21 protein-coding genes are annotated in these 26,074 nt (G+C 71.7%); 10 read left to right on the plus strand and 11 right to left on the minus strand.

Annotation, left to right across the window (positions count from 1 at the left end):
• On the plus strand, positions 1-205 hold a 205-nt coding region (locus Msi02_RS33810; protein ID WP_204051928.1), incomplete at its 5' end, for a cellulose binding domain-containing protein.
• Positions 206-317: 112 nt separating this feature from the next.
• Here Msi02_RS33810 and Msi02_RS33815 read toward each other — a convergent pair.
• Entirely contained in the window at positions 318-848 is a 531-nt protein-coding gene (locus Msi02_RS33815; protein ID WP_204051929.1) for an XdhC family protein, read from the minus strand.
• Between the two features lie 89 nt (positions 849-937).
• On the opposite strand from Msi02_RS33815, the gene Msi02_RS33820 reads away from it, so the two are divergent.
• Positions 938-1,666 carry an ABC transporter permease gene (locus Msi02_RS33820; protein ID WP_204051984.1) on the plus strand — a complete coding sequence of 243 codons (729 nt, stop codon included), beginning with the start codon at positions 938-940 and terminating at the stop codon, positions 1,664-1,666.
• 166 nt (positions 1,667-1,832) lie between these two features.
• Positions 1,833-4,862 (plus strand): MGH1-like glycoside hydrolase domain-containing protein, encoded by a 3,030-nt coding sequence (locus tag Msi02_RS33825; RefSeq protein WP_239108984.1) that lies wholly within the window; start codon positions 1,833-1,835, stop codon positions 4,860-4,862.
• 49 nt (positions 4,863-4,911) lie between these two features.
• Here the strand turns inward: Msi02_RS33825 and ilvD are convergent, their stop codons facing one another.
• On the minus strand, positions 4,912-6,753 hold the full coding sequence (gene ilvD / locus Msi02_RS33830; protein WP_204051931.1) for a dihydroxy-acid dehydratase: 1,842 nt from the start codon (positions 6,751-6,753) through the stop codon (positions 4,912-4,914).
• A gap of 157 nt (positions 6,754-6,910) precedes the next feature.
• On the opposite strand from ilvD, the gene Msi02_RS33835 reads away from it, so the two are divergent.
• Positions 6,911-7,438 carry an MmyB family transcriptional regulator gene (locus Msi02_RS33835; RefSeq protein ID WP_204051985.1) on the plus strand — a complete coding sequence of 176 codons (528 nt, stop codon included), beginning with the start codon at positions 6,911-6,913 and terminating at the stop codon, positions 7,436-7,438.
• Between the two features lie 54 nt (positions 7,439-7,492).
• On the opposite strand, the gene Msi02_RS33840 is transcribed toward Msi02_RS33835, so the two are convergent.
• Both Msi02_RS33840 and Msi02_RS33845 read right to left on the minus strand, forming a co-directional pair.
• Entirely contained in the window at positions 7,493-10,264 is a 2,772-nt protein-coding gene (locus tag Msi02_RS33840) for an AbfB domain-containing protein (protein WP_239108970.1), read from the minus strand.
• Positions 10,264-11,796 carry a ricin-type beta-trefoil lectin domain protein gene (locus tag Msi02_RS33845; RefSeq protein ID WP_204051932.1) on the minus strand — a complete coding sequence of 511 codons (1,533 nt, stop codon included), beginning with the start codon at positions 11,794-11,796 and terminating at the stop codon, positions 10,264-10,266. Before Msi02_RS33845 ends, Msi02_RS33840 begins: the two co-directional genes overlap by 1 nt.
• Positions 11,797-12,235: 439 nt before the next feature.
• On the opposite strand from Msi02_RS33845, the gene Msi02_RS33850 reads away from it, so the two are divergent.
• On the plus strand, positions 12,236-12,658 hold the full coding sequence (locus Msi02_RS33850; RefSeq protein ID WP_204051933.1) for a CBS domain-containing protein: 423 nt from the start codon (positions 12,236-12,238) through the stop codon (positions 12,656-12,658).
• A 91-nt stretch (positions 12,659-12,749) separates the two neighbouring features.
• Here Msi02_RS33850 and Msi02_RS33855 read toward each other — a convergent pair whose 3' ends face one another.
• Positions 12,750-13,895: an SRPBCC family protein gene (locus Msi02_RS33855; protein WP_204051934.1), complete on the minus strand. Its 1,146-nt coding sequence runs from the start codon at positions 13,893-13,895 to the stop codon at positions 12,750-12,752.
• Positions 13,896-14,182: 287 nt separating this feature from the next.
• Between Msi02_RS33855 and Msi02_RS33860 the strand changes: the two genes are divergently transcribed.
• On the plus strand, positions 14,183-15,745 hold the full coding sequence (locus Msi02_RS33860; RefSeq protein WP_204051935.1) for a serine/threonine-protein kinase: 1,563 nt from the start codon (positions 14,183-14,185) through the stop codon (positions 15,743-15,745).
• Here the strand turns inward: Msi02_RS33860 and Msi02_RS33865 are convergent.
• Positions 15,730-16,809, minus strand: a complete 1,080-nt coding sequence (locus tag Msi02_RS33865; RefSeq protein WP_204051936.1) for a LacI family DNA-binding transcriptional regulator — start codon at positions 16,807-16,809, stop codon at positions 15,730-15,732. The two genes, Msi02_RS33860 and Msi02_RS33865, sit on opposite strands and share 16 nt — an antisense overlap.
• A gap of 137 nt (positions 16,810-16,946) precedes the next feature.
• On the opposite strand from Msi02_RS33865, the gene Msi02_RS33870 reads away from it, so the two are divergent.
• From Msi02_RS33870 to Msi02_RS33885, 4 genes are read left to right on the plus strand one after another with little or no spacing between them, the layout of a single operon-like run.
• On the plus strand, positions 16,947-18,317 hold the full coding sequence (locus Msi02_RS33870) for an ABC transporter substrate-binding protein (RefSeq protein WP_204051937.1): 1,371 nt from the start codon (positions 16,947-16,949) through the stop codon (positions 18,315-18,317).
• Positions 18,317-19,243, plus strand: coding sequence for a carbohydrate ABC transporter permease (locus Msi02_RS33875; protein WP_204051938.1), 927 nt, complete (start codon positions 18,317-18,319; stop codon positions 19,241-19,243). Before Msi02_RS33870 ends, Msi02_RS33875 begins: the two co-directional genes overlap by 1 nt.
• Positions 19,240-20,082 carry a carbohydrate ABC transporter permease gene (locus Msi02_RS33880; protein WP_079319446.1) on the plus strand — a complete coding sequence of 281 codons (843 nt, stop codon included), beginning with the start codon at positions 19,240-19,242 and terminating at the stop codon, positions 20,080-20,082. Before Msi02_RS33875 ends, Msi02_RS33880 begins: the two co-directional genes overlap by 4 nt.
• A gap of 30 nt (positions 20,083-20,112) precedes the next feature.
• Entirely contained in the window at positions 20,113-22,179 is a 2,067-nt protein-coding gene (locus Msi02_RS33885) for a glycoside hydrolase family 2 protein (protein WP_239108972.1), read from the plus strand.
• 48 nt (positions 22,180-22,227) lie between these two features.
• Here Msi02_RS33885 and Msi02_RS33890 read toward each other — a convergent pair whose 3' ends face one another.
• The 5 genes from Msi02_RS33890 to Msi02_RS33910 form a co-directional block, all read right to left on the minus strand.
• On the minus strand, positions 22,228-22,548 hold the full coding sequence (locus Msi02_RS33890) for a DUF6510 family protein (protein WP_239108973.1): 321 nt from the start codon (positions 22,546-22,548) through the stop codon (positions 22,228-22,230).
• A gap of 1 nt (position 22,549) precedes the next feature.
• Positions 22,550-23,245, minus strand: a complete 696-nt coding sequence (locus Msi02_RS33895; protein WP_204051940.1) for a ferredoxin reductase — start codon at positions 23,243-23,245, stop codon at positions 22,550-22,552.
• Complete coding sequence (locus tag Msi02_RS33900) at positions 23,238-23,837, minus strand: sulfite oxidase-like oxidoreductase (protein WP_204051941.1); 600 nt, start codon at positions 23,835-23,837, stop codon at positions 23,238-23,240. Before Msi02_RS33900 ends, Msi02_RS33895 begins: the two co-directional genes overlap by 8 nt.
• A 67-nt stretch (positions 23,838-23,904) precedes the next feature.
• A complete protein-coding gene (locus Msi02_RS33905) occupies positions 23,905-25,074 on the minus strand; it encodes a zinc-dependent alcohol dehydrogenase (protein WP_204051942.1) in 1,170 nt (389 codons plus the stop codon).
• A 10-nt stretch (positions 25,075-25,084) separates the two neighbouring features.
• Positions 25,085-25,822: an SRPBCC family protein gene (locus Msi02_RS33910; protein ID WP_204051943.1), complete on the minus strand. Its 738-nt coding sequence runs from the start codon at positions 25,820-25,822 to the stop codon at positions 25,085-25,087.
• Positions 25,823-26,074 lie beyond the last annotated feature (252 nt).

A 26,074-nucleotide genomic window follows, 5' to 3' on the forward strand; every position in this document is an offset into this window, starting at 1 on the left:
CAGGGGCTGGACCGTGAACTGGAGCTGGTCCGGCTCCCCGTCCATCACCCAGCTGTGGGGCGGCGTCAAGTCCGGCTCCGGCGCCTCGGTCTCCGTGCGCAACGAGTCCTGGAACGGCACGCTGTCCGCCGGCGGCACCACCACCTTCGGGTTCGTCGCCAACGGCAGCGCGGAGACGCCGACGCTGACGTGCAGCGCCTCCTGACCGGTGCAACCGTGATGACGCGCTCCTGACCAGGAGGAGCGTGCAGGGGCACCCCCGCCACCCGCGGGGGTGCCCCCTGTGTGTGGCGGGGAGTCAGTGCGTTGGCGGAGCGTCAGTGCGCGAAGCCGCCGGGCCTGCCGTTCCTGTCGGCGATCAGGCCGGCGAGCGTGGCCACCGCGATCTCCGGAGGCGTACGGGAGCCGATGTTGAGCCCGATCGGGCGGTGTACGCGGGCGATCTCCTCGGGCGGGACGCCCAGCTCGGTCAGCGCCCGCACGTGCGGGCCCGGGTGGCGGGGGCTGCCCATGACGCCGATCCAGCGCGCGGGGCTGCCGAGAACGTCACGCAGTATCGGCCCGATCTCCGCGCGGTGGTGGTCGGTGACGACCACGTCGGCCGTGCCGTCCAGGTGGTCGCCCACCTCCCTGACCACCGGGACCGAGCCCGCAGGGAGGCCGCCGAGCCCGCGGTCCGGGTCGGGTTCCAGCAGGATCGGCCGGAAGCCCAGCTCAGCGCCGAAGCGCAGCAGGTGATTCGCCACCGGAGACGCGAACACCGCGACCAGCGTCCGCCTCGCCTCCTCGGGCAGCGCTTCGCCGTGGGCGGTCGCGCACGCGGGGTCCTCGTCATGGCTGTGGCTCATGTCCGCAGTTTCTCAGCCGTGCGGCCCGAGGGACGACCCCCGGGGCGCGCCGGGCGCGAGGGCGCGGGGAGGATCGGGCTGTGAACACGATGCTTCCGGTGACCCCGATGCTCGGCGTCGTGATGGCGCTGCTCGCGCTGGCGGGAGCCGCCGTCGCCGCCCTGGGCCGGTCCGGCCACGCCATGGCCGTCCTGACCGCCGCGGGGCGGGCCGCCGTCCAGCTCGCCCTGGTGTCCCTCGTCATCGGGTGGGCGATCGGGCTGCTGCCCGCCGTGGTGCTGTTCCTGCTCGTCATGTACGGCGTGGCGAGCGGCACCGCCGGCCGGCGGATCACGCGGGGGCGGGCCGGTTGGTGGGCCGCCGTGCCGATCGCGGCGGGCACGGCGCCGGTGGTGGTCCTGATGCTGGTCACGGGCGTCCTGCCGACACGCGGGATCACCCTGATCCCGGTGACCGGCATCCTGCTCGGCGGATGCCTCACCGCGACCTCCCTCGCCGGGCACCGCGCGCTCGACGAACTGCGGCAGCGGCGCGGGGAGGTCGAGGCCGCGCTGGCGCTGGGGCTCTCCCCTCGGGACGCGGCGCTGGAGATCTGCCGCCCGGCCGCCGCGCGGGCGCTCGTGCCCGCGCTCGACCAGACCCGTACCGTGGGCCTGGTCACGCTGCCCGGCGCGTTCGTCGGCATGATGCTGGCCGGTTCCGACCCCGTGCACGCGGGAGCCGTACAGCTCGCGGTCCTCGTCGCCCTGCTCGCCGCCGAGTCGGCGGCCGTCGTGGTCACGATCGAACTCGCCGCCCGCGGCCGCTTCTCGCGCTGACCCGTGATCGCACGGCTATTGCCTTTCATCCACACCTGGTCAAGACTGTGCAACATCGATCAGAATCGGTCGCGCTTCCTGGTGAGGTGCGATCGAATCTGAGCGATTTCGCCTGCCGTCACCCTGCGCTACCCCCTGAAAACGCTGAGAACGTCCCGAGGTGACCATGAGACACGCCGTCGCGGTGCTCGCGACGCTCGCGGCGCTGGCCGCGCCGACCGCCCTGACGCCAGCCCCGGCCGAGGCCGCCCACGCCCAGACGCCGCCCGCGGCGTACCCCGAGGTCGGCAGGGGCACCGCCTTCCTCGACCACGACGCGCTCGTGTCGGGCTACGCCGAGCCGGAGTGGTACAAGGCCAACATCCCGTTCCTGGAGGTGCCCGACCGGGAGATCCAGGACGTCTACTACTACCGCTGGAGCACCTACAAGCGGCACATCCGCTACACCGACTCCGCGACCGGCGACGTCGTCACCGAGTTCCACAACCCGCCCGGATACTCCGCCCCGCTCGGCGGCATCGTCGCCGCCGCGGGTCACCATGTGTACGAGGGGCGCTGGCTGCGCGACACCCGTCCGATCGACGACTACCTCACCTACTGGCTGCAGGGACCGGGCGCCGGCCCCAAGCCGAAGGAGGACTACGTCAACAAGGACACCGACGACTGGGCACACCAGTACTCCTGGTGGGCGGCCGACGCCGCCTACCAGCGCTACCTGGTGACCGGCGACGCGTCCTTCGTCGAGGGACTACTGCCCGACCTGGTCCGGCAGTACGACAAGTGGGGCGGCCAGTACGACGCGAAGCTCGGGCTCTACTGGTCGGTGCCGGTGTGGGACGCCATGGAGTACACCGCCTCCTCCTACGAGACCGACCCGGCCGATCCCTACCACGGCGGCGCGGGCTACCGGCCGACGCTGAACGCCTACCAGTACGGCGACGCAAAGGCGATCGCGGCCATCGCGGACATAGGTGGCGACAAGGCCCTGGCCGAGAAGTTCGAGAAGCGGGCGGCGTCGCTGCGGGACGCGCTGCACCGCTACCTGTGGGACCCGCAACGGTCCTTCTTCTACCACAAGGCCCGCGCCGACCTGGACCCGCAGCAGAAACTGGTGTCCACCCGCGAGCAGATCGGGTTCGTGCCGTGGGCGTTCGACATGGCCAAGCCCGGCACGGAGAAGGCGTGGGCGCAACTGCTCGACCCGCAGGGGTTCGCCGCGCCGTACGGGCCGACCACCGCGGAGCGGCGCAGCCCGCTGTTCATGCGGGACGCGCTGAGCGGCTGCTGCCGCTGGGACGGGCCGAGCTGGCCCTACTCGACTTCGACGACGCTGACCGCGATGGCCAACCTGCTGGACGACTACGACCAGGACGTGATCACCGCCGCCGACTACTACGCCGTGCTGCGCGGTTACGCGCTCACGCAGTACAAGGACGGGCACCCGTACGTCGCCGAGGCGCACCATCCGGACGAGCCGCGCTGGATCTACGACTCCCGGGGTCACAGCGAGCACTACAACCACTCGACCTTCAACGACCTGGTGATCAGCGGCCTGATCGGGCTGCGCCCGCAGCCGGACGGCAGGGTCGTGCTGAATCCGCTCGTGCCGGCCGGGTGGGACTACTTCGCGCTGGAGAACGTGCCCTACCACGGGCACAACGTGACGGTCCTGTGGGACCGCGACGGCAGCAGGTATGGCCAGGGCGCGGGCATGCGCGTCTACGTGGACGGCAGGCCGGCCGCCCGCCGGGCCACGGTCGGCGAGCTGACCGCCCGCGTGCCGGCCGCAGTGGCGCCCGACCGGTCCTCGCGGCCGAGCGACGACGCCGCCAATCCGTACGGCACCGGCTACCCCAAGCCGTTCGCGTCGTACACGAACGGCATCGACAACGTGTGGGACGCCGTGGACGGGCGGATCTTCTACGACGACATCCCGCACAACCGGTGGACCAACTACCGCTCCCCGAACGCCGAGGACCATCTCGGCGTGGACTTCGGCGTGCCGACCCGGGTGAGCGACGTGCGGTTCTACGCCTACGACGACGGCGGCGGGGTCAAGGCCCCGGCGTCGTACCGGCTGGAGTTCTGGGACGGCGCGGCCTGGCGCGAGGTGCCGGACCAGACCCGCACGCCGGAACGGCCCGTCGGCGCGGCACTGAACCGCGTCACGTTCCCGGCCCTGACCACGACCAGGATCCGGCTGGTGTTCGGCAACCCGCCGGGCGCGTACGTCGGCGTCACCGAACTGCAGGCCTGGTCGCCCGCCGCGGGCGACACCACGGTGGACGTGGCCGTCGCCGGGCAGGCGCACGCGGGCGCGCCCGCGGAGGTGACCACCACCTTCGCCAACCGGGGACGCACGCCCGCCACCCGGGTCACGGCGTCGCTGGCCGTGCCGCCGGGCTGGTCGGCCGAGCCGGTCGGCAGTCCGCGCACCCCGGTGGTGCGGCCGGGCGGCGAGTTCACCGTGCGCTGGCGGGTCGCGCCGCCCGCCGGAACCGCGCCGCGCCCCGGCGCGCACCCGGTGCGGGCGGTCGCCGAGTACGACGGGTCGGCGCGGGCCGTGAGCCCCTACGCCCAGGTGACCGTGGGGCTCGACCCGGACGCCTACGGCAAGACGGAGGCGCAGGACGACTTCGGCACCGACACCTCGGCGGGCTACACCCTCTACAAACCCGAGGGCGGCGAGGCCCTGCCGGTGGTCACGGCCGGCGGCGGCCGGTTCGCGGGCAGCGGCACTCAGCCGTTCTTCGGCCTGGCCGCCGGACCGGCGGGGCTCTCGTCGGCCGACGCGGTCAGCGTGGTCACGGCCGGGACGTTCGCCGGCACCGGCAGCCCGGAGGACAGCGTGTTCGTCGGCTGGGTCAAGGACGCGGGCACCTATGTGACCGCCTGGTACAACAACACCCGCAAGCAGTCGGGCATCAACGTGCGGGTCGGCGGCCGGTTCCTGGACACGCCGGGCGACGCCCCGCTGAGCCTGAAGCCGGGCGACAGGTTCGCGCTGGTGCTGTCCGGCGACACCATCACCTCCTTCGCCTACACGGGCGGCCAGTGGCGTCCGCTGCGTACGGCGGACATCGGCGGCACGCTCGCCACCCCGCAGGCCCGTGAGGGCTTCCGCTACGGCTTCGGCCTGCGCGGCACCTCCGGCACGATCGCGATCGCGGGCCTGGAGGGCCGCAGCTCCCCGTAGCGCGGGGGTACGCGAAGGACGCGCGCCGGCACCGGCCGGCGGGGCGCGCTCACTCGAGCAGTCGCACCGCTCCGGTGTCGGCGGACTGCGCCAGTGCCGCGTAGGCACGCAGGGCCGTGGAGACGCGCCGTTCACGGCCCTGGGGCCGATAGCCGGTGTCGCCTTCCAGCCGGGCACGGCGGGCGGCGAGGTCCGCGTCGGGCACCCGGACGTGGAGGGTGCGTGCGGCGACGTCGACGTTGATGACGTCGCCGTCCTCGACCAGCGCGAGGGGACCGCCCGCCGCGGCCTCGGGTGAGACATGGCCGACCGCCAGGCCGGAACTGCCGCCGGAGAAGCGGCCGTCGGTGACCACGGCGCACACGTCGGCGAGGCCGCGGCCCTTGAGGTAGGCGGTGGGGTAGAGCATCTCCTGCATCCCGGGGCCGCCGCGCGGGCCCTCGTAGCGGATGACCAGCACGCTGCCCGGCGTCACCCTGCCGGACAGGACGGCTTCCGCGGCTTCCTCCTGTGATTCGGCCACCACCGCGCGCCCGGTGAAGACGCGCATGCCGTCGGGGACACCGGCGGATTTGACCACGGCGCCGTCGGGGGCGAGGTTGCCGCGCAGGACCGCCAGCCCGCCGTCGGGCGTGTAGGCGTGGGCCGCGTCGCGGACGCAGCCGCCCGCGGCGTCCGTGTCCAGGGACTCCCACCGCGCCGACTGGGAGAAGGCGGTGGCGGAGCGGACGCCGCCGGGGGCGGCGTGGAAGAGATCGAGGGCCTCGGGCGCGGGTGCCTCGCCCCTGATGTCCCAGGTGGCCAGCCACTGGGTGAGCGATTCGGCGTGGACGGCGTGCACGTTCTCGTGGAGCAGCCCGGCGCGGTGCAACTCGCCCAGAAGGGCGGGCACGCCGCCGGCCCGGTGGACGTCCTCCATCAGGTAGGGGCTGTTGGGGGCGACCTTGCACAGGCACGGCACGATGCGTGAGCGGGCCTCGATGTCGCGCAGGGTGTAGTCGAGTTCGGCCTCGTGGGCCGCGGCGAGCAGGTGGAGAACGGTGTTGGTGGAGCCTCCCATGGCCAGATCCAGGGCCATCGCGTTGTCGAAGGCCGCCCGCGAGGCGATGGCCCGGGGGAGGACGGAGGCGTCGTCCTTGTCGTAGTAGCGCGCGGTCAGTTCCATGACCGTACGTCCGGCCTGCTCGTACAGCCTGCGGCGGGCGGTGTGGGTGGCGAGTGTCGAGCCGTTGCCGGGCAGGGCCAGGCCGAGCGCCTCCACCAGGCAGTTCATCGAGTTGGCGGTGAACATCCCCGCACACGAGCCGCAGGTGGGGCACGCCGCTTCTTCGATGCGGGCGACGTCCGCGTCGGACACGGCCGGGTTGACCGCCTCGGACATCGCGGTGACCAGTTCCAGGCGCGTGCGAACCGTGCCGTCGGCCAGCACCGCCCGCCCGCCCTCCATGGGGCCGCCGGAGACGAACACGGTGGGGATGTTCAGCCGCAGCGCGGCCATCAGCATCCCCGGCGTGATCTTGTCGCAGTTCGAGACGCACACCAGGGCGTCGGCGCAGTGGGCCTGGACCATGTACTCGATGGAGTCGGCGATCAGGTCCCGGGACGGCAGCGAGTACAGCATCCCGGCGTGTCCCATCGCGATGCCGTCGTCGACCGCGATGGTGTTGAACTCCCGTGCGATGCCGCCCGCGCCGGTGATGGCCTCGCACACGATGCGGCCCACCGGCTGCAGGTGCGTGTGGCCGGGGACGAACTCGGTGAAGCTGTTGGCCACCGCGACCACCGGTTTGACGCCGATGTCCCGGCTCGGCACACCGGAGGCGCGCATCAGGGCACGCGCTCCGGCCATGTTCCGTCCGTGGGTGACCGTACGTGATCTCAGTTGTGGCATGCCCCCATGCTTGCGGCGCACGGAGACGGGGCGAAGACAGCGGCGCTGCTAGTACTTCTGCTACCAGCACTTACCCTGACCCCATGGGAACGGCACCACAGCGGCGGACGGAACTGGGCGGCTTCCTGCGGGCGAAGCGCACTCGTATGTCCTCTCCCTGGCCGGATACGCCCCGAGTCCCAGCCGGCCCGACGAGCCGTCCGCGCACGCCGCGCCCGCTCACGTCCAGCGCCTCCTCGACGCGCTCGCCGGCTTCCCGTCCTACGCCATCGCCCCGGACTGGACGATCTGCGGGTGGAACGCCGCCTACACGACGCTGTATCCGAACGTGGCCACGGCCGGGCCGGACGAGCGCAACCTGCTGTGGCTGGTCTTCACCGACCCCTACGTCCGCGACCTGCTGCCCGACTGGGAGACCACCAGCCGCCGGTTCCTCGCGGAGTTCCGTGCCGAGGCCGGGCCGCGCCTCGGCGACCTGGCCCGCTCGCCGGTCATCCAGCGCCTGCTGAGGGTCAGCGAGCCGTTCCGCGACGCCTGGCAGAGCCATCACGTCGAGGGCTTCACCTCCCGCGAGCGGGTGTTCAGGCATCCGGTCGCGGGCACGGTGCGCTTCGAGCACCACCGGCTGGCCCCCGCCGACCACCCCGATCTGCACCTGGTCGTCTACACCCCCGTGGCCGGGTGAGGCGCGGGGGAGCCGTCGTGCGGAGGTCCTCCGCACGACGGCTCCCCTCCGCGGTTACGGAGCCCAGGCGGCGGTGACCGCCCAGCTCACGTCCTCGGCGTACGAGGCGGGGTTGTCGTAGGGATGCGCGCCGCCGCTGGAGGCGACCCAGACCTCCTCGGCGTAGTGCCGGACGCTCGCGCCCAGTTCGTTGAGCGACGCCAGGCGTACGCTCCCCGCGGCGCTGCCGGGCTGCGCGCAGAAGGTGGCGTCGCGGCGGAACAGGTCGCTGCCGTCCGGGGCGTCCAGACGGACCCGGAAGTTGGAATGCCGCAGGTAGCGGCCCGGATAGTTGCGCGACTCCAGCGAGTAGCAGGTCGGCTGGGCCAGGCCGCGCCGTACGACGAAGGTCGCGTCGGACTTCAGCAGGGCCTCGCTCCCGGCGGTGACCACGTCGGTGCGGGCCAGGCCGTTCTGGTGCCGCAGGTAACGGTCGGTGAACCCCGGCGTGGTCACCCGCAGCGATCGGGCCTGGTCGAGCGGCAGGTCGGCGCCGCTGCGCCACAGGGGCACGGTCACCGCCCACGTGGTGTCGGCGGTGAAGCTCGCGGCGGCGTCCCAGGGGTTGGCGCCGCCCTGTTTCGCGACGTAGACGAGCTCGTTGTAGTGGCGGACGTAGTAGCCGCGCAGGTTGTAGGACTCCAGCCTGGTCCCGCCCTGCCCCTCGCGCGGGCAGAACGTGGCGTCGGCCGCGAACAGGGCCGTGCCGTCCTGACGGTCCTTGCGCAGCCGGTAGTCCGAGTGGCGCAGATACTCGCCCGGGAAGTTGCGCGACTCGAACGACACGCACGAGGAGTCGGCCAGGCCCGGGCGCGTCCAGAACGTCGCGTCCTGCTTGGCCAGGTCGGCGCTCGCTCCGTCGATCACGTCGGTGCGGGCGAGCCCGTCCTGGTGGCGCAGGTAGCGGCCGGTGTAGCCGGGCGTGGTCACCCGCAACGACACCAGCTCGCCCCGGGGGACGTCCGTGCCCGCCGCGACCGCCAGCAGGTGCCGGTTGGCCTCCCGTACGCGCGACTCGGTCATCTTGAGCACCCGGCGGTCGTAGGTGTAGAACCCGTTGACCTCGTTCTCCACGTCGTACGGCTCGGTGTAGACCGAGGCGGACAGCCCGCGGGAGTGCACGAGACGTTCCACCTGCCTGGTGACCTCGACGTAGCGGTTGGTCAGCGACCCTTCGTCCGGGTACAGGTCGCCGTACGCGAACCCGGCGCCGGGCTGGTACTCGTGGCCCTGGACGCGCCTGCCGAGGCCGCCGAACTCGCCGAGCACGGCGATCCGGGTGGCCGAGGGGAGCCGGGTGTCGGTCTCGCCGGGGACCTGATACCAGTGGTCGTCGATCACGTCGCCGTTGGTCGGCTCGGGGTCGGAGACGCAGCAGTTCGACCCGGAGTCGTGGTCGACCAGCCTGGTCGAGTCGACGGATCGGACCAGGTCGACGATGCGCTGGTTGTCGTATTCGCCCCAGCCCTCGTTGAACGGGATCCACATCACGATCGACGTGATGCCCTTGAGCTGCTCGACGATCCTGCGCAGCTCCGACTCGTAGTTGGCGTGGCTGCGCTCCGGCGTGTCGTCCACCGCGTCGAGCGAGGGCATGTCCTGCCAGACCATCAGGCCCAGCTTGTCGGCCCAGTAGTACCAGCGGGCGGGTTCGACCTTGATGTGCTTGCGGACCATCGTGAAGCCCAGGGCCTTCTGCCGCTCCAGGTCGAAGCGCAGCGCCTCGTCGGTCGGCGCGGTGTAGATCCCGTCCGGCCAGTAGCCCTGGTCGAGGGTGCCGAGCTGGAACACGAATTTCCCGTTCAGCACCGGGCGCAGCACGCCGCCGACGACCGCCTTGCCGATCGACCGCATGCCGAAGTAGCCGGTCACGACGTCGCCGCCGCCGTTCCCCGTGAGCGCGACGCGCAGGTCGTACAGGAACGGGTCGTCCGGAGACCACAGGCGGGCGTTCGGGACGGGGACGCGGATGTGCGCGCCGACCGCGCCGGTGGCCGAGCCGACGACCGTTCCGCCGCTCAGCACCTCGGCCCTGGCCTGGTCGCCGGTGCCCTGCACGACGAGGTCCAGGACCCCTGCGGACACGTCCGGGGTGGTGTCGAGCCGGGTGACGTGCGCGGCGTTCACCGGTTCGAGCCACACCGTCTGCCAGATGCCCGACGACGCGGTGTACCAGATGCCGCTCGGGTTACGGCGTTGCTTGCCGATGGGGAACGTGCTGCCGTCGATCGGCGAGGACACCCCGACGATCAGCTCGTTGTCCCCGGATCGCAGGGCGGAGGTGATGTCGAAGGAGAAGGCGTCGTAGCCGCCGGTGTGCCGGCCGACCTGGGTGCCGTTGACCCACACCCGGGTCTCCCAGGTGACCGCCCCGAAGTTGAGCATCACCCGGCGCCCGGTCCAGCCGGACGGGACGGTGAAGGCGCGCCGGTAGAACATGCTGTCCTCATGGCGCTTGATCCCCGACAGGGCGGACTCGATCGGGTACGGCACGAGCACGCCCTCCGCGAGCGTCCGGCCGATCGGGGGCGAGTCGAGGGTGGACGCGCCGGCGAACTCCCACACGCCGTTGAGGTTGAGCCATTCGGGTCGGACGAGCTGGGGACGCGGATAGTCGGGCAGGGCGTTGGCGGGGGACACCTGGGCGGTCCAGGGCGTGGACAGAGGCGGTGTCTTCGGCTGCCAGACGGCGGCGGACGCGGCGGGCGCGGTGAGGATCAGGCAGGCCGCCGTGAGCAGGAGGGCGGTCGCGGCGGCGAGAATCCGGCGAAGCTGGATCACCGGCATCAGCCCCGCCGCCACTTCTGGTTGGCGCCGCCGTGGCACTCCCACTGGATCAGCCGGGCGCCGTCGTTCGGGTTCCAGCCGTCGATGTCGACGCACTTGTTGGACTGCGGGTTGACCAGGTCACCGGCCGCGCTGAGCACGAACTGCTGAGCGGGGTTGCCGCTGCAGGTCGCGATCTGGATCACGGCGCCGTTGTCCCTGGACCCCCAGGCCACGTCCATGCACAGGTTGTTCTGCGTGCGCAGGGTGCCGCCGGTGAACGTCCACCGTTGCGCGTTGGTGCCGTTGCAGGTGTACATCTGCAGCGGCACGCCGTCGCTGAAGTTGGCTCCCGGCACGTCGATGCACTTGTTGTTGAGACTGCTGATCAGCGCGCTCGTGTCGCCGCCCGTGGTGGTCAGGCTCAGGCCGTACGCGCCGAGGATCTCGTTGACCGGCTGGAAGAAGGTGGTGCCGCCGGTCGAGCAGTTCCCCGCGGCGCCGGAGGTGACCCCCTGCGCCTGGTCGCCGGACATGTAGGCGCCGCCCGAGTCGCCCCCCTCCGCGCACGCGCTGGTCTGGGTGAGCCCGTAGACCAGCGAGCCCGAGTAGTTCACGGTCACGTTCTTGGCCTGGACGACCCCGCAGCGCCAGCCGGTGGTGCGCCCGGAGCGGCAGATCGACGCCCCGACGGGGGCCTCCTGGGAGCCGGCCACCGAGACGATGCCGCCGCCGTAGTTGTTGACCCAGGGGCGCGGCGTCCAGTCGCCGTTGGTGCGCACCCAGGCGTAGTCGTTGTCGGGGAACGACGAGGCGGCGAAGGTGCCCTGGGCGACGTTGTTGTATCCCAGCGTCGGATTGCCGGCGCGCCCGCAGTGCCCGGCGGTGACGAAGCCGCCGTTGTTCACCGAGAACCCGACGGAGCACAGCACGTTGCCGTTGATGACGTACTGGTCGCCGCCCCGGATGTCGTAAACGAGGCGGGGGGCCTGGGCGACGGAGATCCGCGTCGCCGCGGCGTCGGCGGACGCGGCCTGCACGAATCCCGCCGCCGTGGCCTGGTCGGCGGCCGACACGACGACCGCGTTGGCGGCCGGGTCGACGTACCAGCCGTAGACGCCGGCGCCCGCGGCGCCGGCGGCGCGGTCGAGCGCGGCCTTGACGGCGTTCAGTTGCCTGTCGCTGCGCTTCACGGAGACGGGCACGGCGCCCGCCTGGCGCACGCGCTCGGCATCGCCCGCGTCCAGGACGCCGGCGGCCAGGCGCTGCTGCGCGGGGTCGTACCAGGCGCCGGCGAAGCGGTCGCCGAGTTCGGCGCGGACCCGCCGTTCGACGGCCGCCGCCGCGGCTTCGTGCGTCTGGCGGACCCGCGCCTGCTCGGGGGTCAGGCGCAGGTCGCGCTGCAACGCCTGCTGCATCGTCGCCGCGGTGCCGCCGGAGGCGGCGCCGGGATCAGACGGGGGGACGGGGGAGGGGGCGGCGTGCGCGGACACGGAGGGGAAGGCGAGCACGGCGGCGAACACCGCCGCGCCGGTCAGCACGGTGAGTCTCACGGCAGTCCTTCTGGGGGGTGGAGGAGACGTGAGAGCGCTCTCTGAAAAGAACCTTTACAGTAGTATGACCGCCCGTCAAGACCCAACATTTCCCAACACATCCCGTCTTTGATCTTCGCTGTACGGGAGTGAAAGGGCGCGGGCGGTCGACCGTCGCCCGATCGCGGGCCGCGGGCCTGAACGGGAGAGCGTTTCCGTGCCGCCGAAGGCGACGTGCCGCAGCAGAAGGTGGCGCCCCCGCCAGGCCGGGTGACGGGTTCGAAGCGGGGGCGTGGGGTAGGCGTAGCACAGAGCGTTGCGCCGTTGCCGACCCAGATCTGGAACGACGTGATCGATCTGTGAACCGGTTAGGGCGAACAACGCCTCGGCGAGGCCGTGGGCACCACGATGGACATCACCCGGCCGATGCGCAGGCAGGCGATGAGCAGGAGGGCGGAAGATGTCACAGCTGGTACGCGAAGTGATGACCCCCGCTCCGGTCACCGTCCCCAGAGATGCCAGCGTCGTGCAAGCGGCCATGCTCATGCGTGAGCACAACATCGGGGATGTACTGGTCACAGAAGATGACCGGCTTTACGGTGTGGTGACCGACCGGGACATCGTGGTCCGCGCGGTCGCGGAGTCCCGCGACCTGACCGAAACGCCCGTGGGCGCGTGCTGCAGCAGTTCCGGCCTGGCCACCGTAACCCCTGACCAGGACGCCACCCAGGCTTTGAACCTCATGCGCCACAAGGCGATTCGCCGGATCCCCGTGGTCGAGGAGGGGCGACCCGTGGGCGTCGTCTCGCTCGGTGACCTGGCACTGGAGGGAGATCCGTCCTCGGCGCTCTCGGATATCAGTGCCGCACCGCCCAACATCTGAGCCCATCATGACCATGGGGTCCTCGAACGGTGCGGCGGTTGTCGAGATGATCGACCACGTGACGGGATACCTGCGGCCGTCGGCACGGGGCTCAGGCGCGCGGGCCGGCGCCGACCGGTGATTTGCCCGCCTCGATGACCGACTTCAGTCGGAGCAGGTCCTCCTGCAGCTTGTGTGCGGGATCGGCGCCGAAGAGCACCGCCATCGCGTGACCGACCGCGCCGAACACCGGGTTGTAGGTGAGCTGGACCCGGATACGGCTCCGGCCGGTGTTCTCCGGGGTCAGGTCGAGCGTGCCGGTATGGGCGATCAGTTGCCCTTCGACGGTCTTCCAGGCGATCCTCCGGCCCTCTTCCCGCATCGTCTCCACGGCCTCGAAACGGATGGGCACCCCGGCGGGCCCCGCGACCGACCAGTGGGATCGCAGGCCATCGGCGGAGCGTCGTACCTCCAGCACGTCGGGCATCAAACGGGTGAAGAGGCTGTAGTCGCTCAGCAGCGGCCAGACTTCCTGGGGCGGCGCGTTCACCGTGATCGCGTCCTGGATGTCGATCGCGCGACGCCCTGCTCCGATCCCGGTGAGACGCCTCAGCGGCAGGTTCGTCGCGGCGCGGAGCGCCAGTACGGCACTGCCGGCGCGCAGCAGGTAGCCGAGCGGCCGGGGCAGCCGTCCGGACAGCGACCAGACGAGTGCGGCGGCCAGGCCGGTGAGGAACCTGGAGGTCGGCGACCACCGCTGCTGGAGGAGTTCGGGCACCGGTCCCCGCGGCCCGCCCTCTCCCTGCAACCGGGGCACTCCCGTGGCATCGCGGTGGGTGGTCCAGTTCGCGTTCACCGTCTTGACGCCGGGTATGGACGCCACCGCCCGGCACGCCCGGCGGCTCTCCTTCTCGAGGAGGTCACCGGTGAGGGTCACCCGGCCGCTCTCGACGCGGACTTCCACCGCGTGCGGGTGGCGGACGTAACGGCCCAGTTCGGCGCGCACACGCTCGTGGAGAACCTCGTCGTCGACGTCCCGTCCGCCGGTGCGGTAGCGGATGCTCTTGACGACCCCCCGGCTCCGGTTGGCGACGTCGCAGACGACGGCTCTGCCGGCGTTTCTGAATTCGTGCGTCAGGTGGACGCCCTTGTCGCGGACCCGAGCACGGCGGGTCCGGCCGAGCTCGGGATCGAACAGGTACTCGGTGACCATCCCGCCGACGGCGCCGAGCCCGGCCGCGGAGATCGTACGGGACATCGATGGCGCCTGCCGGAGCACGATGACGTTCTGGGACCGGTCCTGCCTTGGACGAGTGCTGACGACCATGGCGATTCCCCCTTGTTCGCCCGTTCGCCGTCGTTCGCCACCGCCCTACCCAGTCGACGGCGAAGCTCACCAGGTCTGGGCGAAAGGCGGAAACCGGCTCGTTCCGGCATGGGCCCTCGGCGGCCCGCTCGCCCGATCTTCGTTGAACCGGGAGCTGTGGGCGATCTTCGGCGGGATACTGGGAGTGCCGTACGTGCCCCCCGACCCACCGGAGAGTCATGCCGCAGCCGCTGGAGCCGAGCGATCCCGAACGCCTGGGCTCCTACCGCATCACCGGCAGGATCGGCGAGGGCGGCCAGGGCGTCGTCTACCTGGGCGAGGCGGAGTCCGGCGACCTCGTCGCCGTCAAGCTCTTCCACGCGCGGCTCGGCCAGGACGCCGCGGCCCGCGCCGACTTCACCCGCGAGGCGGAGCTCGCCCGCAGGGTCGCCCGCTTTTGCACCGCCCAGGTGCTGGAGTCCGGCATGGACGGCGGCCGGCCGTACATCGTGAGCGAGTACGTCCAGGGGCCTCCGCTGAACCAGGTGGTGGCCACGCGGGGCCCGTTGTCGGGCGGTGCGCTCGAACGGCTCGCCATCGCCACGGCCACCGCTCTGGTCGCCCTGCACGACGCCGGGGTCCTCCACCGGGATTTCAAGCCGCAGAACGTCCTGATCGGCCCGGACGGGCCGCGCGTCATCGACTTCGGGATCGCCCGCGCCCTCGCCACCACGAGCACGATGACCAGCCAGGTCGTGGGGACCCCCGCCTACATGGCGCCCGAGCAGCTCTCGGCCGGTGAGTTCGGCTTCGCGCTCGACGTGTTCGCCTGGGCGTCCACGATCGCGTTCGCCGCCACCGGCCGCCCGCCGTTCGGCGCCGACGCCATCCCCGCCATCATCAACAGGATCCTCAACCACGAGCCCGACCTGGAGGGGATCGAGGAGCCGCTGCGCGACCTGCTCGCGGCCTGCCTCGCCAAGGACCCGGGCCTTCGGCCGACCGCGCGGGAGATCCTCGACCGCCTCGTGCGCCCGCGCCACGACCCGCAGGCCGCACCGGTCGCGCCGGCCGCGCCGCCTGGAGTGTCCGGGGCGTCCGGGGCGTCCGGGCCGGTCACCGTGCCGGGCGGCGGCCGGCGCAGGCGGGTCAGGGCCGCGATCGCCGCCGTGGTCGTGGCCGCGGCGGCCACGGTGGCCGCCGCCTTCGCGCTGCTGCCGTCTCTGCACCTGCCGTCCCTGCCCTGGACGTCGGCGGGGACCGGCGGGTCCGAGACGGAGCGAGCGGCGGCGGTCGGCACGGTCCCGGCCGCCTCGGCGGGCACCGGCGGCGGCTCGTCTCCGGCTGCCGAGATCCCGTCGCCCACCGCCGCCTCGCGATCCGCGTCGCCCGACTCCTCACACCGGCCGCGGGTGAGCCAGTCCACGGCGAGGCCGGACGTCACCCGGCCGGCCCCGACGCGGACGGTCACCGCGCGGCCGACCGTCCGCCACTCGAAGACGACCGCGCCGGTCCCCGCCGAGTCCCCGGCCGCGAAGCCGGTGAAGCCCTCGCCCACGCCGGCCAAGCGGGTCGTGGAGCTGGGACCCGGACACTTCACCGACTACTGCGTGAGCCTCGGCTGGGAGTGGGTCGAGTACCGGGAGACGCCCACGCCCGGCGCCTACTGCATCAAGCGGAAGGGCGACACCATGTACCTCACCCAGAGCCGGCGCGACGCGGGCTGCCGCTGGCGCTATCACGACCCGAAGGCCTTCCACCGGTTCAAGGGCAAGTCGAACAACTGCTACACGTACCGCTGACCCCTCTCGCCGGCGCCGGGCTCTTCAGGACGGATCGCGGGCGACGCGGGCACCTGGCCGGTCGTGCTCTCCCGGACGATCAGGCGATGCGGCACCACGATTTCGGCGGGCGGGCGGGCCGCCCCGCCGATCGACTCCATGAGGACGTCCACCGCCATGCGGGCGATCTCCTTCTTGTCCGGGGCGATGGTGGTGAGACTGGGAGTGCTGTACTGACCTTCCTCGATGTCGTCCATGCCGACCACGGCGACGTCGTCGGGGACGCGCAGCCCCGCACGGGTCAGCGCCCGCATCGCGCCGAGGGCGAGCAGGTCGTTGTAGCAGAACACGGCGTCGGGCGGCTCGGGCAGGGCCAGGAGCTGCTCCATCGCCGTGGCGCCCTGGCGGCGGTGGAAGCGCGGAGTCGGCACGATGAGCCGCTCGTCCACCTCCAGTCCCGCCCGCACGTGCGCCTGCCGGTAGCCGCTGGTGCGAAGCTGTGCGGTCTCGCCGGTGGCGTACGGCTGGTCGCCGATGGCGGCGACGCGACGCCGGCCGAGGCCCAGCAGATGCGCGGTGGCCTCCCGGGCGGCGGCCACGTTGTCGATGGCCACGTGGTGGAAGCTGCCGTTGAAGATGTGCTCGCCCAGCAGCACGATCGGGACCCGGTTGCCCCGGGCCCGCAACTCCTCGGCCGAGACGCTCAGCGGGCTCAGCAGTAGTCCGTCGAACATCGTGGCGCGCGAGTCCCGGCCCAGCAGTTCGCGCTCGCGCTCGCCGTCGCCGTCGGTCTGGTCGACCATCACCACGTAGCCGCGGGCGCGGGCGGCGGTGATCACCTCGCGGGCGAGCTCCGCGAAGTAGGGAACATCCAGCTCGGGCACGACCAGGGCGATCATCCCGCTGCGGCCCTGCTTGAGGTTGCGGGCGATGAGGTTGGGGCGGTAGTCGAGCTCGTCCAGCGCGGCCTGCACACGAGCGCGCAACTCGTCCGACACTGGTGCGTACCCGTTGACCACGTTGGACACCGTGCGGATCGACACGTTCGCCCGCTTGGCGACGTCACGCAGGGTTGGACCGGCCATGCGTCTCCTATACCTCCGGCTGCTGGGGTTGGGAAGATCCTAACCGGGCGCTTGCATCGTTGCAGACAAGCATGCACTATGTCTGCATCGTTGCAGAGCCCTCACAACGTCTTTTCTGGACGGCGAGGAGTACGTAGATGACCCCATCCCCCATGGATCGCCGCGGGTTCCTCAAGGGAGCCCTCGGCGTCGGAGCCCTCGCCGCCGCGGGCGGCGCGCTGACCGCCTGCGCTCCCGGCACGGGCGGCGCGGCGGCGCCGAGCAGGCTGGCCAAGCCCTCCGCCTCAGCGACGGCGGCCAAGGGCGAGATCACCGTCTGGAACCGGTCCGGCGACCTGTTCAAGGTGTTCGACGCGGCGATCGGCAGGTTCCGTGAGGCGTACCCGGGCGTCAAGGTCAACCACATGGCCGTGGACATCGACGCCAAGCTGGCCAATACGCTGATCAGCGGCACGGACGTGCCCGACGGCAGCTTCTGGGACGACGCCAAGATCGGCGGGCAGGCCGAGCACCTCTTCGACCTCTCCGACCTGATCGCGCCCTACCGGGACCAGATCGCGCCGTACAAGCTGTCGGTGAACACCGTGGCGGGCAAGATCTACGGCGTGCCCTGGGATCTCGACCCGGGGCTGCTGTGGTACCGGGAGGACATGCTCCAGGAGGCCGGGGTCGATCCCGCCGGGCTGGCGACCTACGACGACCTGCTGACCGCGGCCAGGACGGTCCAGGACAAGTTCCCGAAGACCAAGCCCATCCACCTGGACAAGAGCCCGTTCCTCGGCCAGCTGTGGCTCGAGATGCTGGCCAACCAGCAGGGCACGAGCCTCACCGACACGCAGGGCAAGCTGCGGCTGGACTCGGCGGAGTACCGGCGGATCTTCACCTGGATCCAGACCGCGGTGAAGGACGGGCTCGCCACCCGGGCGCCCTACCTCGAGCCCGCCGACGTCAACACGCTCGACGGCGGCCAGCAGGTGTTCGTGCCGTGGGCGATCTGGTGGTCCTTCGCGCCACAGCAGCTTCTCAAGGCCACCAAGGGCAAGTGGCGGGCGGCTCCGCTCCCGGCCTGGACGCCGGGCGGCCCGCGCAGCGGCGCCATGGGCGGCAGCAGCTTCGTCATTCCGGCCAAGGCCAAGAACCCGGAGCTGGCCTGGCTGCTGTACGAGTTCCTGTGCTTCAAGGAGCCCGGATACACCGCGCTGTACGGCCCGAGCAGCGTGTACCCCGGAGGCCTGTCGACCTCGGTCCCCAGCTTCACGCCCGCGCTCGACCCCGCCAAGCCACTGTTCCAGCCGATCGACGCCCTCGGCGGTCAGGACCTGTGGAAGGTCGCCGTCGAGGCCGCCGCCACCATCCCGGCCGCGGCGCCGATCCCGGCGTGGTGGGCCAAGTCGGTGGACTACCTGGGCGACAACATGCAGCGCCTCATGGACGGAGCGATGTCGCCCGACGACGTGATCGGCGATTCGGCCGAGAAGATCCAGCGCAACCTGATCGACCGCTCCTGATGTCGGCTCTCACCACGACGGCGAGGTCCGGGCGGGCGGCCGGCGCGCGGCCGAGGTCGCGTCGCGGCACCCGGCTGTCGCCGTACCTGTTCGTCGCCCCGTTCTTCCTGGTCTTCGCCGCCTTCGGGATCTACCCGCTCGTCTTCGCGCTGCAGCTCAGCTTCACCCGCTGGCACGGCGCCGGCGCGGCCACCTGGGTCGGTGTGGGCAACTACGTCTACCTGCTGACCAGTCCGGAGTTCTGGGCCTCGCTCGGCAACAGCGCGGTGATGTGGCTGCTCATCGTGCCGATCCAGATCGTGGCCGGGCTCGCGGGCGCGGTGTTGCTGGCCAACGCGAAGCTGCGGTTGCGCGGGTTGTTCAGAGTGGCCTTCCTCGCGCCGTTCGTGACCCCGCTGGTGGCCATGGCACAGGTCTGGATCGTCGTGTTCGACCAGGACTACGGCCTGGTCAACCACCTGCTCAACCTCGTGGGCCTGCCCGACGTGGGGTGGCTGACCTCGACGGCGTGGTCCAAACCGACGCTCGCGCTGCTGTTCCTGTGGAAGACGACCGGCTTCGCGATCATCATCCTGCTGGCCGGGCTGCAGGCCGTGCCGGCCGCCGTGTACGAGGCCGCCGCGATCGACGGGGCGTCTCGCCGGCGGCAGTTCTGGTCGCTGACCGTCCCGCTGGTGCGCCGGAGCATGGCCTTCCTCGTGGTCGTGCAGACCCTCGCCGTGTTCCAGATGTTCGCCGAGCCCTTCGTGGTCACCGAAGGCGGCCCGTACGGCTCGACGACCACCGCCGGGCTCTACCTCTACGACCACATCACCGCCTCCGACCTGGGCACCGGCGCCGCGAACTCGTTCCTGCTCGTGCTGCTGGTCTTCGGGCTCTCCCTGGGCGCGGTCAGGCTGCTGCGCCCGAAAGACGAGGTGTCATGAACCAGACCAGGCCGGGCCCGGTGCAGTACGCCCTGCTCGCGCTGCTCGCCGCGGCGTTCCTCTACCCGATCTGGTGGGCGGTCAGCTCCTCGCTCAAGCCGGCCGCCGAGATCATCACCAATCCCCTCGCACCGGGGCCCGTCACGCTGGACAACTACCGGGCGATGTTCGCCGACGTGCCGATCGGCACCGGCTTCGCGAACACCGCGCTGGTGCTGGTCGTCAAGGGCGCGATGACGATGTTCTTCTGCCCGCTGGCCGGATACGCCTTCGCCAAGTACGCCTTCCCCGGCAAGAACCTGCTGTTCGGGATCGTGCTGCTCACCCTCATGCTGCCGACCCTGGTGCTGATCATCCCGCTGCTGCTGGAGATGAGCGCCCTCGGCTGGGTCAACACCTACCAGGCGCTGATCCTGCCGGGCAGCATCGACGCGTTCAGCATCTTCTGGATGCGTCAGACGATCGCCGCCATCCCCGACGAGCTGATCGACGCGGGACGCGTGGACGGCGCGAGCGAGTTCGGCGTCTTCGCCAGGGTCGTGCTCCCGGTGATCCGCCCCGGGCTGGCCGCGCTGGCCGTGCTGACCACGATGAACATCTACAACGACTTCGTCTGGCCGGTCGTCGCCGTCAACGACACCTCGCACCAGACGCTCCAGGTGGTGCTGTCCACGCTGGCGCAGAACGTCACCGGCAACCGGATCGGCGCGGACTTCGCCACTGTCTGGGGCGAATTGCTCGCCGCGGGCAGCATCGCCATGCTGCCGCTCCTGGTGATCTTCGTCCTCCTCCAGCGTCACTTCATCAACGGCATCCTCGCCGGCAGCGTCAAAGGCTGACCAGGCACATCTCTCATGAAACGGAGCACCATGACCCCGCGCGCGGAATACCCCCGGCCCCACTTCGACCGATCGCACTCCTGGTCAAGCCTCAACGGCGAGTGGGACTTCCGGGCCGACACCGAGCAGGGCTGGAATCGGACCATCACCGTGCCCTTCGCCTGGGAGACCCCCGCCTCCGGCGTCGAGGCCCACTGGCTGCCCGTGGCCTGGTATCGCCGCCGCGTCACCGTGCCCGCGGCCTGGGCGGGGCAGCGGGTCGTGCTCCACTTCGGCGCCGTGCACCACGAGGCCACCGTGTGGGTCAACGGCGTCGAGGTGGCCGCGCACCGCGGCGGCTACACGCCGTTCGAGGCCGACGTCACCGATGCGCTGCGCGAGGGCGAACAGGAGATCGTGGTGCGGGTCGCCGCGCCGCTCGACAAGCGGGACATCGCGCACGGCAAGCAGCGCAGCGTTCCCCGCGACGACTTCGACGGCGTGTGCTTCACCCCCTCGTCGGGCATCTGGCAGAGCGTCTGGATGGAGGCGCGGCCGGCCACGCACCTGGCCGCGTTGAAGCTGCGCCCCGCGGAGGGCCTGACCGGCATCGTGGCCGAGGCCCACATCGGGGGCCACGTCGAGGGCCCGGTGGGGGAGACCCGCCTGCGACTGTCCGTGCGCGGGTGCGGCCCGTCGGTCGAGGTGCCGGTCGGCCACGGGCCGGTGCGTGTGGAACTGCCGATCGAGGAGCCGCGGCTGTGGTCGCCGGACGACCCGCACCTCTACCACGTGGACGCCGAGCTCGTCTCGCCCGACGGCACCGACCGGGTCGCCGGATACACCGGGCTGCGCACGATCGACGTGGTGGGGGAGGATCTGTACCTCAACGGCCGCCGGCTGTTCGTACGTGGCGTGCTCGACCAGGGCTACTGGCCGCGTACCGGCATCACGGCCCCGGACGACGCCGCGCTGCGCCGCGACATCGAACTGGCCGCCGCCGCGGGGTACAACCTGGTGCGCAAGCATCTGAAGCTGGAGGATCCCCGCTTCGTCTACCACGCCGACACCCTCGGCATGCTGGTCTGGGCCGAACCCGCCGCCACCGGACGCTTCTCACCCGAGTCCGTGATCGCCTTCGAGGAGCAGATCGCTCCCATGGTCGAGCGTGACGGCAACTCCCCGGCGATCGTCATCTGGGGCCTCTACAACGAGGAGTGGGGCCTGGACTGGGACATCCCGGGCGATCCCGCCAAGCAGCAGGCGGCCGCCCGGGCGTACGACCTGCTCAAGAGCCTCGACGCGACCCGGCCCGCCGTGGACAACTCCGGCTGGACCCACGTCAGGACCGACCTGCTCGACTGGCACTACTACGACGAGTCCGCCGCGTCCTGGGGCAGGACCGTGGCCGCGCTGCTCGACGGCGGGCAGGACGACTTCCCCGTGCGGCTCGGCCCCGACTTCGTCGTACGCAAGAAGCTGGCCGGCGCGCCGGCCCAGCCCCTGCGCGGGCTGCCCAACCTGAACAGCGAGTACGGCGGCGGCTTCACCTCCGTGGAACGCGCCTGGCATCTGCGCTGGCAGACCCAGGAGCTGCGCCGTCACGACCGGCTCGCCGGGTACGTCTACACGGAGCTGTACGACATCGAGCACGAGTCGGCCGGACTGCTCGACTTCGAACGCCGCCCCAAGGATCTGGCCGGTGTGAACCCGGCCCACGTCAACGCCACCACGACGCTCGTGCTCGACGTCGTCCCGGTCGCGCCCGGCCGCGACCTGCTCAGCGCTTCGCGTGAGGTCGCCGTCGGCGTGCGGGTCTCCCACCATGGCGCCGAGCCCGTGACCGGCCACCTGCACACCGCCTGGACCCCGGTCTTCGGTCCCGCTCCCGAGGACGCCGCGCTCATGGGTTCCGGGGAGCCGGGCCCCGCCGCGGAGGCGAAGCCGTTCCTGCTCGGCGCGCCCACCGAGGTCCGCGCCGTGCTTCCGGACGGCTGGACCAGCGGACGGCTGCACATCGCTCTGGTCGGCGAGGGGGGCGTCGTGGCCCGCTCCGCGCTGGACGTGGACACCCACACCGCCCCCGTCATCGGAGACGACGCGCAGGCCCGCCCCTGACACGCGAGTGAGCCGGCAGCCGGGCGACTCCGGCTGCCGGCCTGATCGTCATCGCTCCGCGCCGGATCTTCCACCCTCGTCCGAGAGGACCGCGCTCGGGTTCGTGCCACTCAGTGGGATGCGCAGGGAGACGGCGCCGCGCAGGTCCAGCCAGGCCGCGTCCGGACTCCGGACCAGGCGCAGCACGACCTCCTCGCATCCAGGGCAGCGGGCCACGAGGCCGGGGGCCCGGTCGTACACGCGCAGCGAGGCCACCGGACCGGTCAGGCCGCACGAGGCGCAGCGGCTGACGGCGGCCGAGACGTCGGCCGTGAAGATCTCGGCCAGCGGACCGGCCAGGGCGTTCCCGTCGAGATGGTCGGCCTGCATGTCAGTCTCCCGTGGGGCCGAAACGTTCGGTTCTGATACGGGCGGGGTCGTGGCCGAGCCCCACCAGGAGCGCCGCCGCGGCCTCCACGAAGCCGGTGGGGCCGCACACATAGCAGTCGGCCTCGCCGTACGGCCCGAGATCGGCGGCGGTGAGACGGCCGGGCGGCCGCGGGTGCCCCTCGGGGGCCCGGCGCGTGTAGGCGAGCGTGACCGACACGCCCGGGTCGGGGCGCAGCAACTCGTCGGCGTAGCACAGCCGCTCGGGCGAGCGCACGGCGTAGACCAGCCGGAACGGCGTGTCCGCCCCGGCGGCGCGGCGGGCTCTGATCATGGCCATCAGCGGCACGATGCCCGCGCCGCCCGCGACCAGCAGCACCGGCGCGGGGCCGTCCGGGCGCCAGACGAACCAGCCGCCCACCGGGCCGCGCAGCTCCAGCTCGTCGCCGGGTTCCATGTCCAGGGTGAGGTACGGCGAGACCTCGCCGTCGGGCACCCGCTGCACGGTCAGCTCCACGCCCTCGGTCCCCGCGAGAGAGTAGCTGCGGCGGGCGGAGTAGCCGTCCTCGGCGGTGAGCTTGACGTCGACGTGCTGGCCGGCCAGATGGCCCGGCCAGCCGGGCACGTCGAAGACCAGCGTGCGGGCGGTCGGATTCTCGTCGCGCACCTTGACCAGGCGCGCGGCCCTCCACCTAGTCATCGGCGTAGCGCTGCTCGCGCCACGGGTCGCCGTAGTTGTGGTAGCCCGCGGTCTCCCAGAAACCCGGCCAGTCCTCGGTGAGCAGCCGGATGCCGCGCACCCACTTGGCCGACTTCCAGAAGTACAGGTGCGGCACCAGCAGCCTGGCCGGCCCGCCGTGGCTCGCCGCCAGCTCCTCACCCTCGTAGCGGTAGGCGATCCACGCCTTGCCGTCCAGCAGGTCGTCGAGCGGCAGGTTCGTCGTGTAGCCGCCGTACGAGTGGACCAGCGCGTAGTCCGCCGTCGTCTCGACGTCCTCGAAGAGCACGTCGAGAGAGACGCCCCGCCAGCTGGTGCCGAGCTTGGACCAGCTGGTCACGCAGTGGATGTCGACGGCCGGCTCCTCGTACGGCAGCGCCGTCAGCTCCTGCCACGTCCACCGGTGCACCTGCCCGGCCTCGGTGTCGATCGTGAACTCCCACCGGTCGAGCGGCACGTGCGGCGTGGGGCCGGCCGACAGCACGGGGAAGTCCTCGGTGAGGTACTGGCCGGGCGGGAGCCGGTCGTCCTCGCCCCTGCGTCTGCCCCGGAACCCGCGGGTGAAGGTGGTCACCGGAGGATCGTAGAGTCCGCCGGGATGCCGCCATCGCCCGGGGGCGGGGGAGACCTCCGGAACCCGGTCACGGGGTCAGGACGACCTTGTTGCACTCGTCCTGCTTGTCCCTGAACATCTGGTAACCGCGCGGAGCCTCGTCGAGCGGCAGGCGGTGGGTGATCACGAAACTCGGGTCGATGTCGCCCTCGCGGATCTTCGCGAGCAGCGGCTTGAGGTGGCGCTGCACGTGGCACTGGCCGGCCTTCAGCGTCAGCGACCGGTTCATGACCGCGCCCATCGGGAACTTGTCGAGGAAGCCGGCGTAGACCCCGATCACCGCCACGATCCCGCCGTTCCTGCAGTTCATGATGGCCTCGCGCAGGGCGTACGGCCGGTCGGTCTCCAGGCGGGTCGCCTGCTTGGTGCGGTCGTAGGCGTACAGCGCGGGGTTGGCGTAGTGGGCCTCCATGCCGACGGCGTCGATGCACGCGTCCGGGCCGCGGCCCGCGGTCAGGTCGAGCAGGGCCTCCCTGACGTCGACCTCCTCGTAGTCGAGGGCCGTCGCGCCCGCGCGCTCGGCGATCCGCAGGCGGTAGGCGAATCGGTCGATACAGACGACCTGATCCGCGCCCATGAGGTAGGCCCCGGCCACCGCGAACTGGCCGACCGGTCCCGCTCCCCACACGGCGATGACGTCGCCGGGCTTGATCTCGCACATCTCGGCGCCCATCCACCCGGTGGGCAGGATGTCGGACAGGAACAGCACCTGCTCGTCGGCCAGCCCGTCCTCGATCTTGATGGGGCCGACGTCCGCGAACGGTACGCGGGCGTACTCCGCCTGGCCGCCCGGGTAGCCGCCCAGCATGTGGGAGTAGCCGAAGATGCCGGCGGGGGAGTGGCCCAGAAACTTCTCCGCGAGGCCGGCGTTCGGATTGGTGTTCTCGCACACCGAATAGAGGCCGAGCTCACAGGCGGCGCAGCGGCCGCAGGCGATCGGGAACGGGACGACCACCCGGTCGCCGACGTGAAGGTTCCGCACGTCGGGGCCCACCTCGACGACCTCGCCCATGAACTCGTGGCCGAGGATGTCGCCCTTCTTCATGGTGGGGACGAAGCCGTCGTACAGGTGCAGGTCGGAGCCGCAGATGGCGGTCGAGGTGACGCGAACGACGGCGTCGTGGCCGTTGAGGATCCGCGGGTCGGGCACGTCGCGGACCTCGACGTCGCCGCGGCCCATCCAGCAGTTGGCCTTCATGGCGGACTCCTCACCGCACCGGCCGGGCCGGACGCCGTTTCAGCTGCCGCAGCGCCCGCGTCCCTTCCGGGCTGCCCTCCGACCGGACGACCTCGCCGGTCTCCATGACCTGCTTGAACCGGCGCAGGTCGTCGCGCACCTGCTGCTCGGGGTGCTCGCCCAGCAGCCTGGCGACCGCGAGGCCGGCTCTGCCTCCGGGCGGGTCGTACCGCAGGTGCACCCGCACCTCGGTGCCGCGCCCGCCGGGCGCCTCGCAGAACCGCACGGTTCCGCTGTTCGGCGCCAGGGCGGTGCTCGTCGAGCGCCAGGAGATCAGCTCGTCCCGGAGATCCTCGACGATCTTCGCGTCCCACTCGACCGTCATTCCGGCGGGGCCCCTGGCCGTCCAGTGGGTGATGCCGTCGATCGTCGTCACCGACGCCACGTGCGTCATGAAGGACGGCAGTCGCTCGAACCGGTGCCAGAACCGGTACACCTGGTCACGCGGGCATTTCACCGTGACGGCGGCGTGCAGGTCCACGCCCTCACCGGGCGCGACCCCGGGGCGCCGCACGCATGCCCGCGTCGCCGCGTACGCGCCGGCTCCGGTGGCGGCGGCCGCTCCCGCCACCGCCGCGGGGCGGCCGAATCGCCGGACGGCGGACGGCGCGGCGAGCCGTACGCGTTCGAGGGCGGGACCCATCCGTTCCATCGCGCCGGACAGCGCCCGGGAGAGCCGCTCGGATGCGCGCTGATGTTCTCCGGTCATGTCGGCCTCGCCTCGCTCCCCGCTCGGGACGTACATGGTGATCAGTGATGGACGGTGACGAAGCGGCCATAGGGCCGTACCCGCGATTCGCCACCCGACACCCCTGGGGTGCGGCGGCGCGTCATTCCTCGTCATGCGTTCCAGCGGCCGTTCTGCGCCGTCTCCGGAGAGGCACGGGCCGGTTTCAAGGGCAGGCGCGAGGGGAGGCAGCCGGGAGTTCCGATTGCTGCGGCTCGCCGGCAGGCAGAGAGA

Origin of the sequence: Microbispora siamensis (genome assembly GCF_016863095.1) — a bacterium.
Taxonomy (GTDB): Bacteria; Actinomycetota; Actinomycetes; order Streptosporangiales; family Streptosporangiaceae; genus Microbispora; species Microbispora siamensis.

Coding starts and splice junctions, on each gene's coding strand:
- Msi02_RS33865 (WP_204051936.1), bottom strand. CDS start 16,809: ATGGCCGGTCCAACCCTGCGTGACGTCGCCAAGCGGGCGAACGTGTCG.
- Msi02_RS33840 (WP_239108970.1), bottom strand. CDS start 10,264: ATGCCGGTGATCCAGCTTCGCCGGATTCTCGCCGCCGCGACCGCCCTC.
- Msi02_RS33850 (WP_204051933.1), top strand. CDS start 12,236: ATGTCACAGCTGGTACGCGAAGTGATGACCCCCGCTCCGGTCACCGTC.
- Msi02_RS33875 (WP_204051938.1), top strand. CDS start 18,317: ATGTCGGCTCTCACCACGACGGCGAGGTCCGGGCGGGCGGCCGGCGCG.
- Msi02_RS33890 (WP_239108973.1), bottom strand. CDS start 22,548: ATGCAGGCCGACCATCTCGACGGGAACGCCCTGGCCGGTCCGCTGGCC.
- Msi02_RS33885 (WP_239108972.1), top strand. CDS start 20,113: ATGACCCCGCGCGCGGAATACCCCCGGCCCCACTTCGACCGATCGCAC.
- Msi02_RS33855 (WP_204051934.1), bottom strand. CDS start 13,895: ATGTCCCGTACGATCTCCGCGGCCGGGCTCGGCGCCGTCGGCGGGATG.
- Msi02_RS33910 (WP_204051943.1), bottom strand. CDS start 25,822: ATGACCGGAGAACATCAGCGCGCATCCGAGCGGCTCTCCCGGGCGCTG.
- Msi02_RS33860 (WP_204051935.1), top strand. CDS start 14,183: ATGCCGCAGCCGCTGGAGCCGAGCGATCCCGAACGCCTGGGCTCCTAC.
- Msi02_RS33820 (WP_204051984.1), top strand. CDS start 938: ATGCTTCCGGTGACCCCGATGCTCGGCGTCGTGATGGCGCTGCTCGCG.
- Msi02_RS33880 (WP_079319446.1), top strand. CDS start 19,240: ATGAACCAGACCAGGCCGGGCCCGGTGCAGTACGCCCTGCTCGCGCTG.
- Msi02_RS33815 (WP_204051929.1), bottom strand. CDS start 848: ATGAGCCACAGCCATGACGAGGACCCCGCGTGCGCGACCGCCCACGGC.
- Msi02_RS33870 (WP_204051937.1), top strand. CDS start 16,947: ATGACCCCATCCCCCATGGATCGCCGCGGGTTCCTCAAGGGAGCCCTC.
- Msi02_RS33825 (WP_239108984.1), top strand. CDS start 1,833: ATGAGACACGCCGTCGCGGTGCTCGCGACGCTCGCGGCGCTGGCCGCG.
- Msi02_RS33905 (WP_204051942.1), bottom strand. CDS start 25,074: ATGAAGGCCAACTGCTGGATGGGCCGCGGCGACGTCGAGGTCCGCGAC.
- Msi02_RS33895 (WP_204051940.1), bottom strand. CDS start 23,245: ATGACTAGGTGGAGGGCCGCGCGCCTGGTCAAGGTGCGCGACGAGAAT.
- ilvD (WP_204051931.1), bottom strand. CDS start 6,753: ATGCCACAACTGAGATCACGTACGGTCACCCACGGACGGAACATGGCC.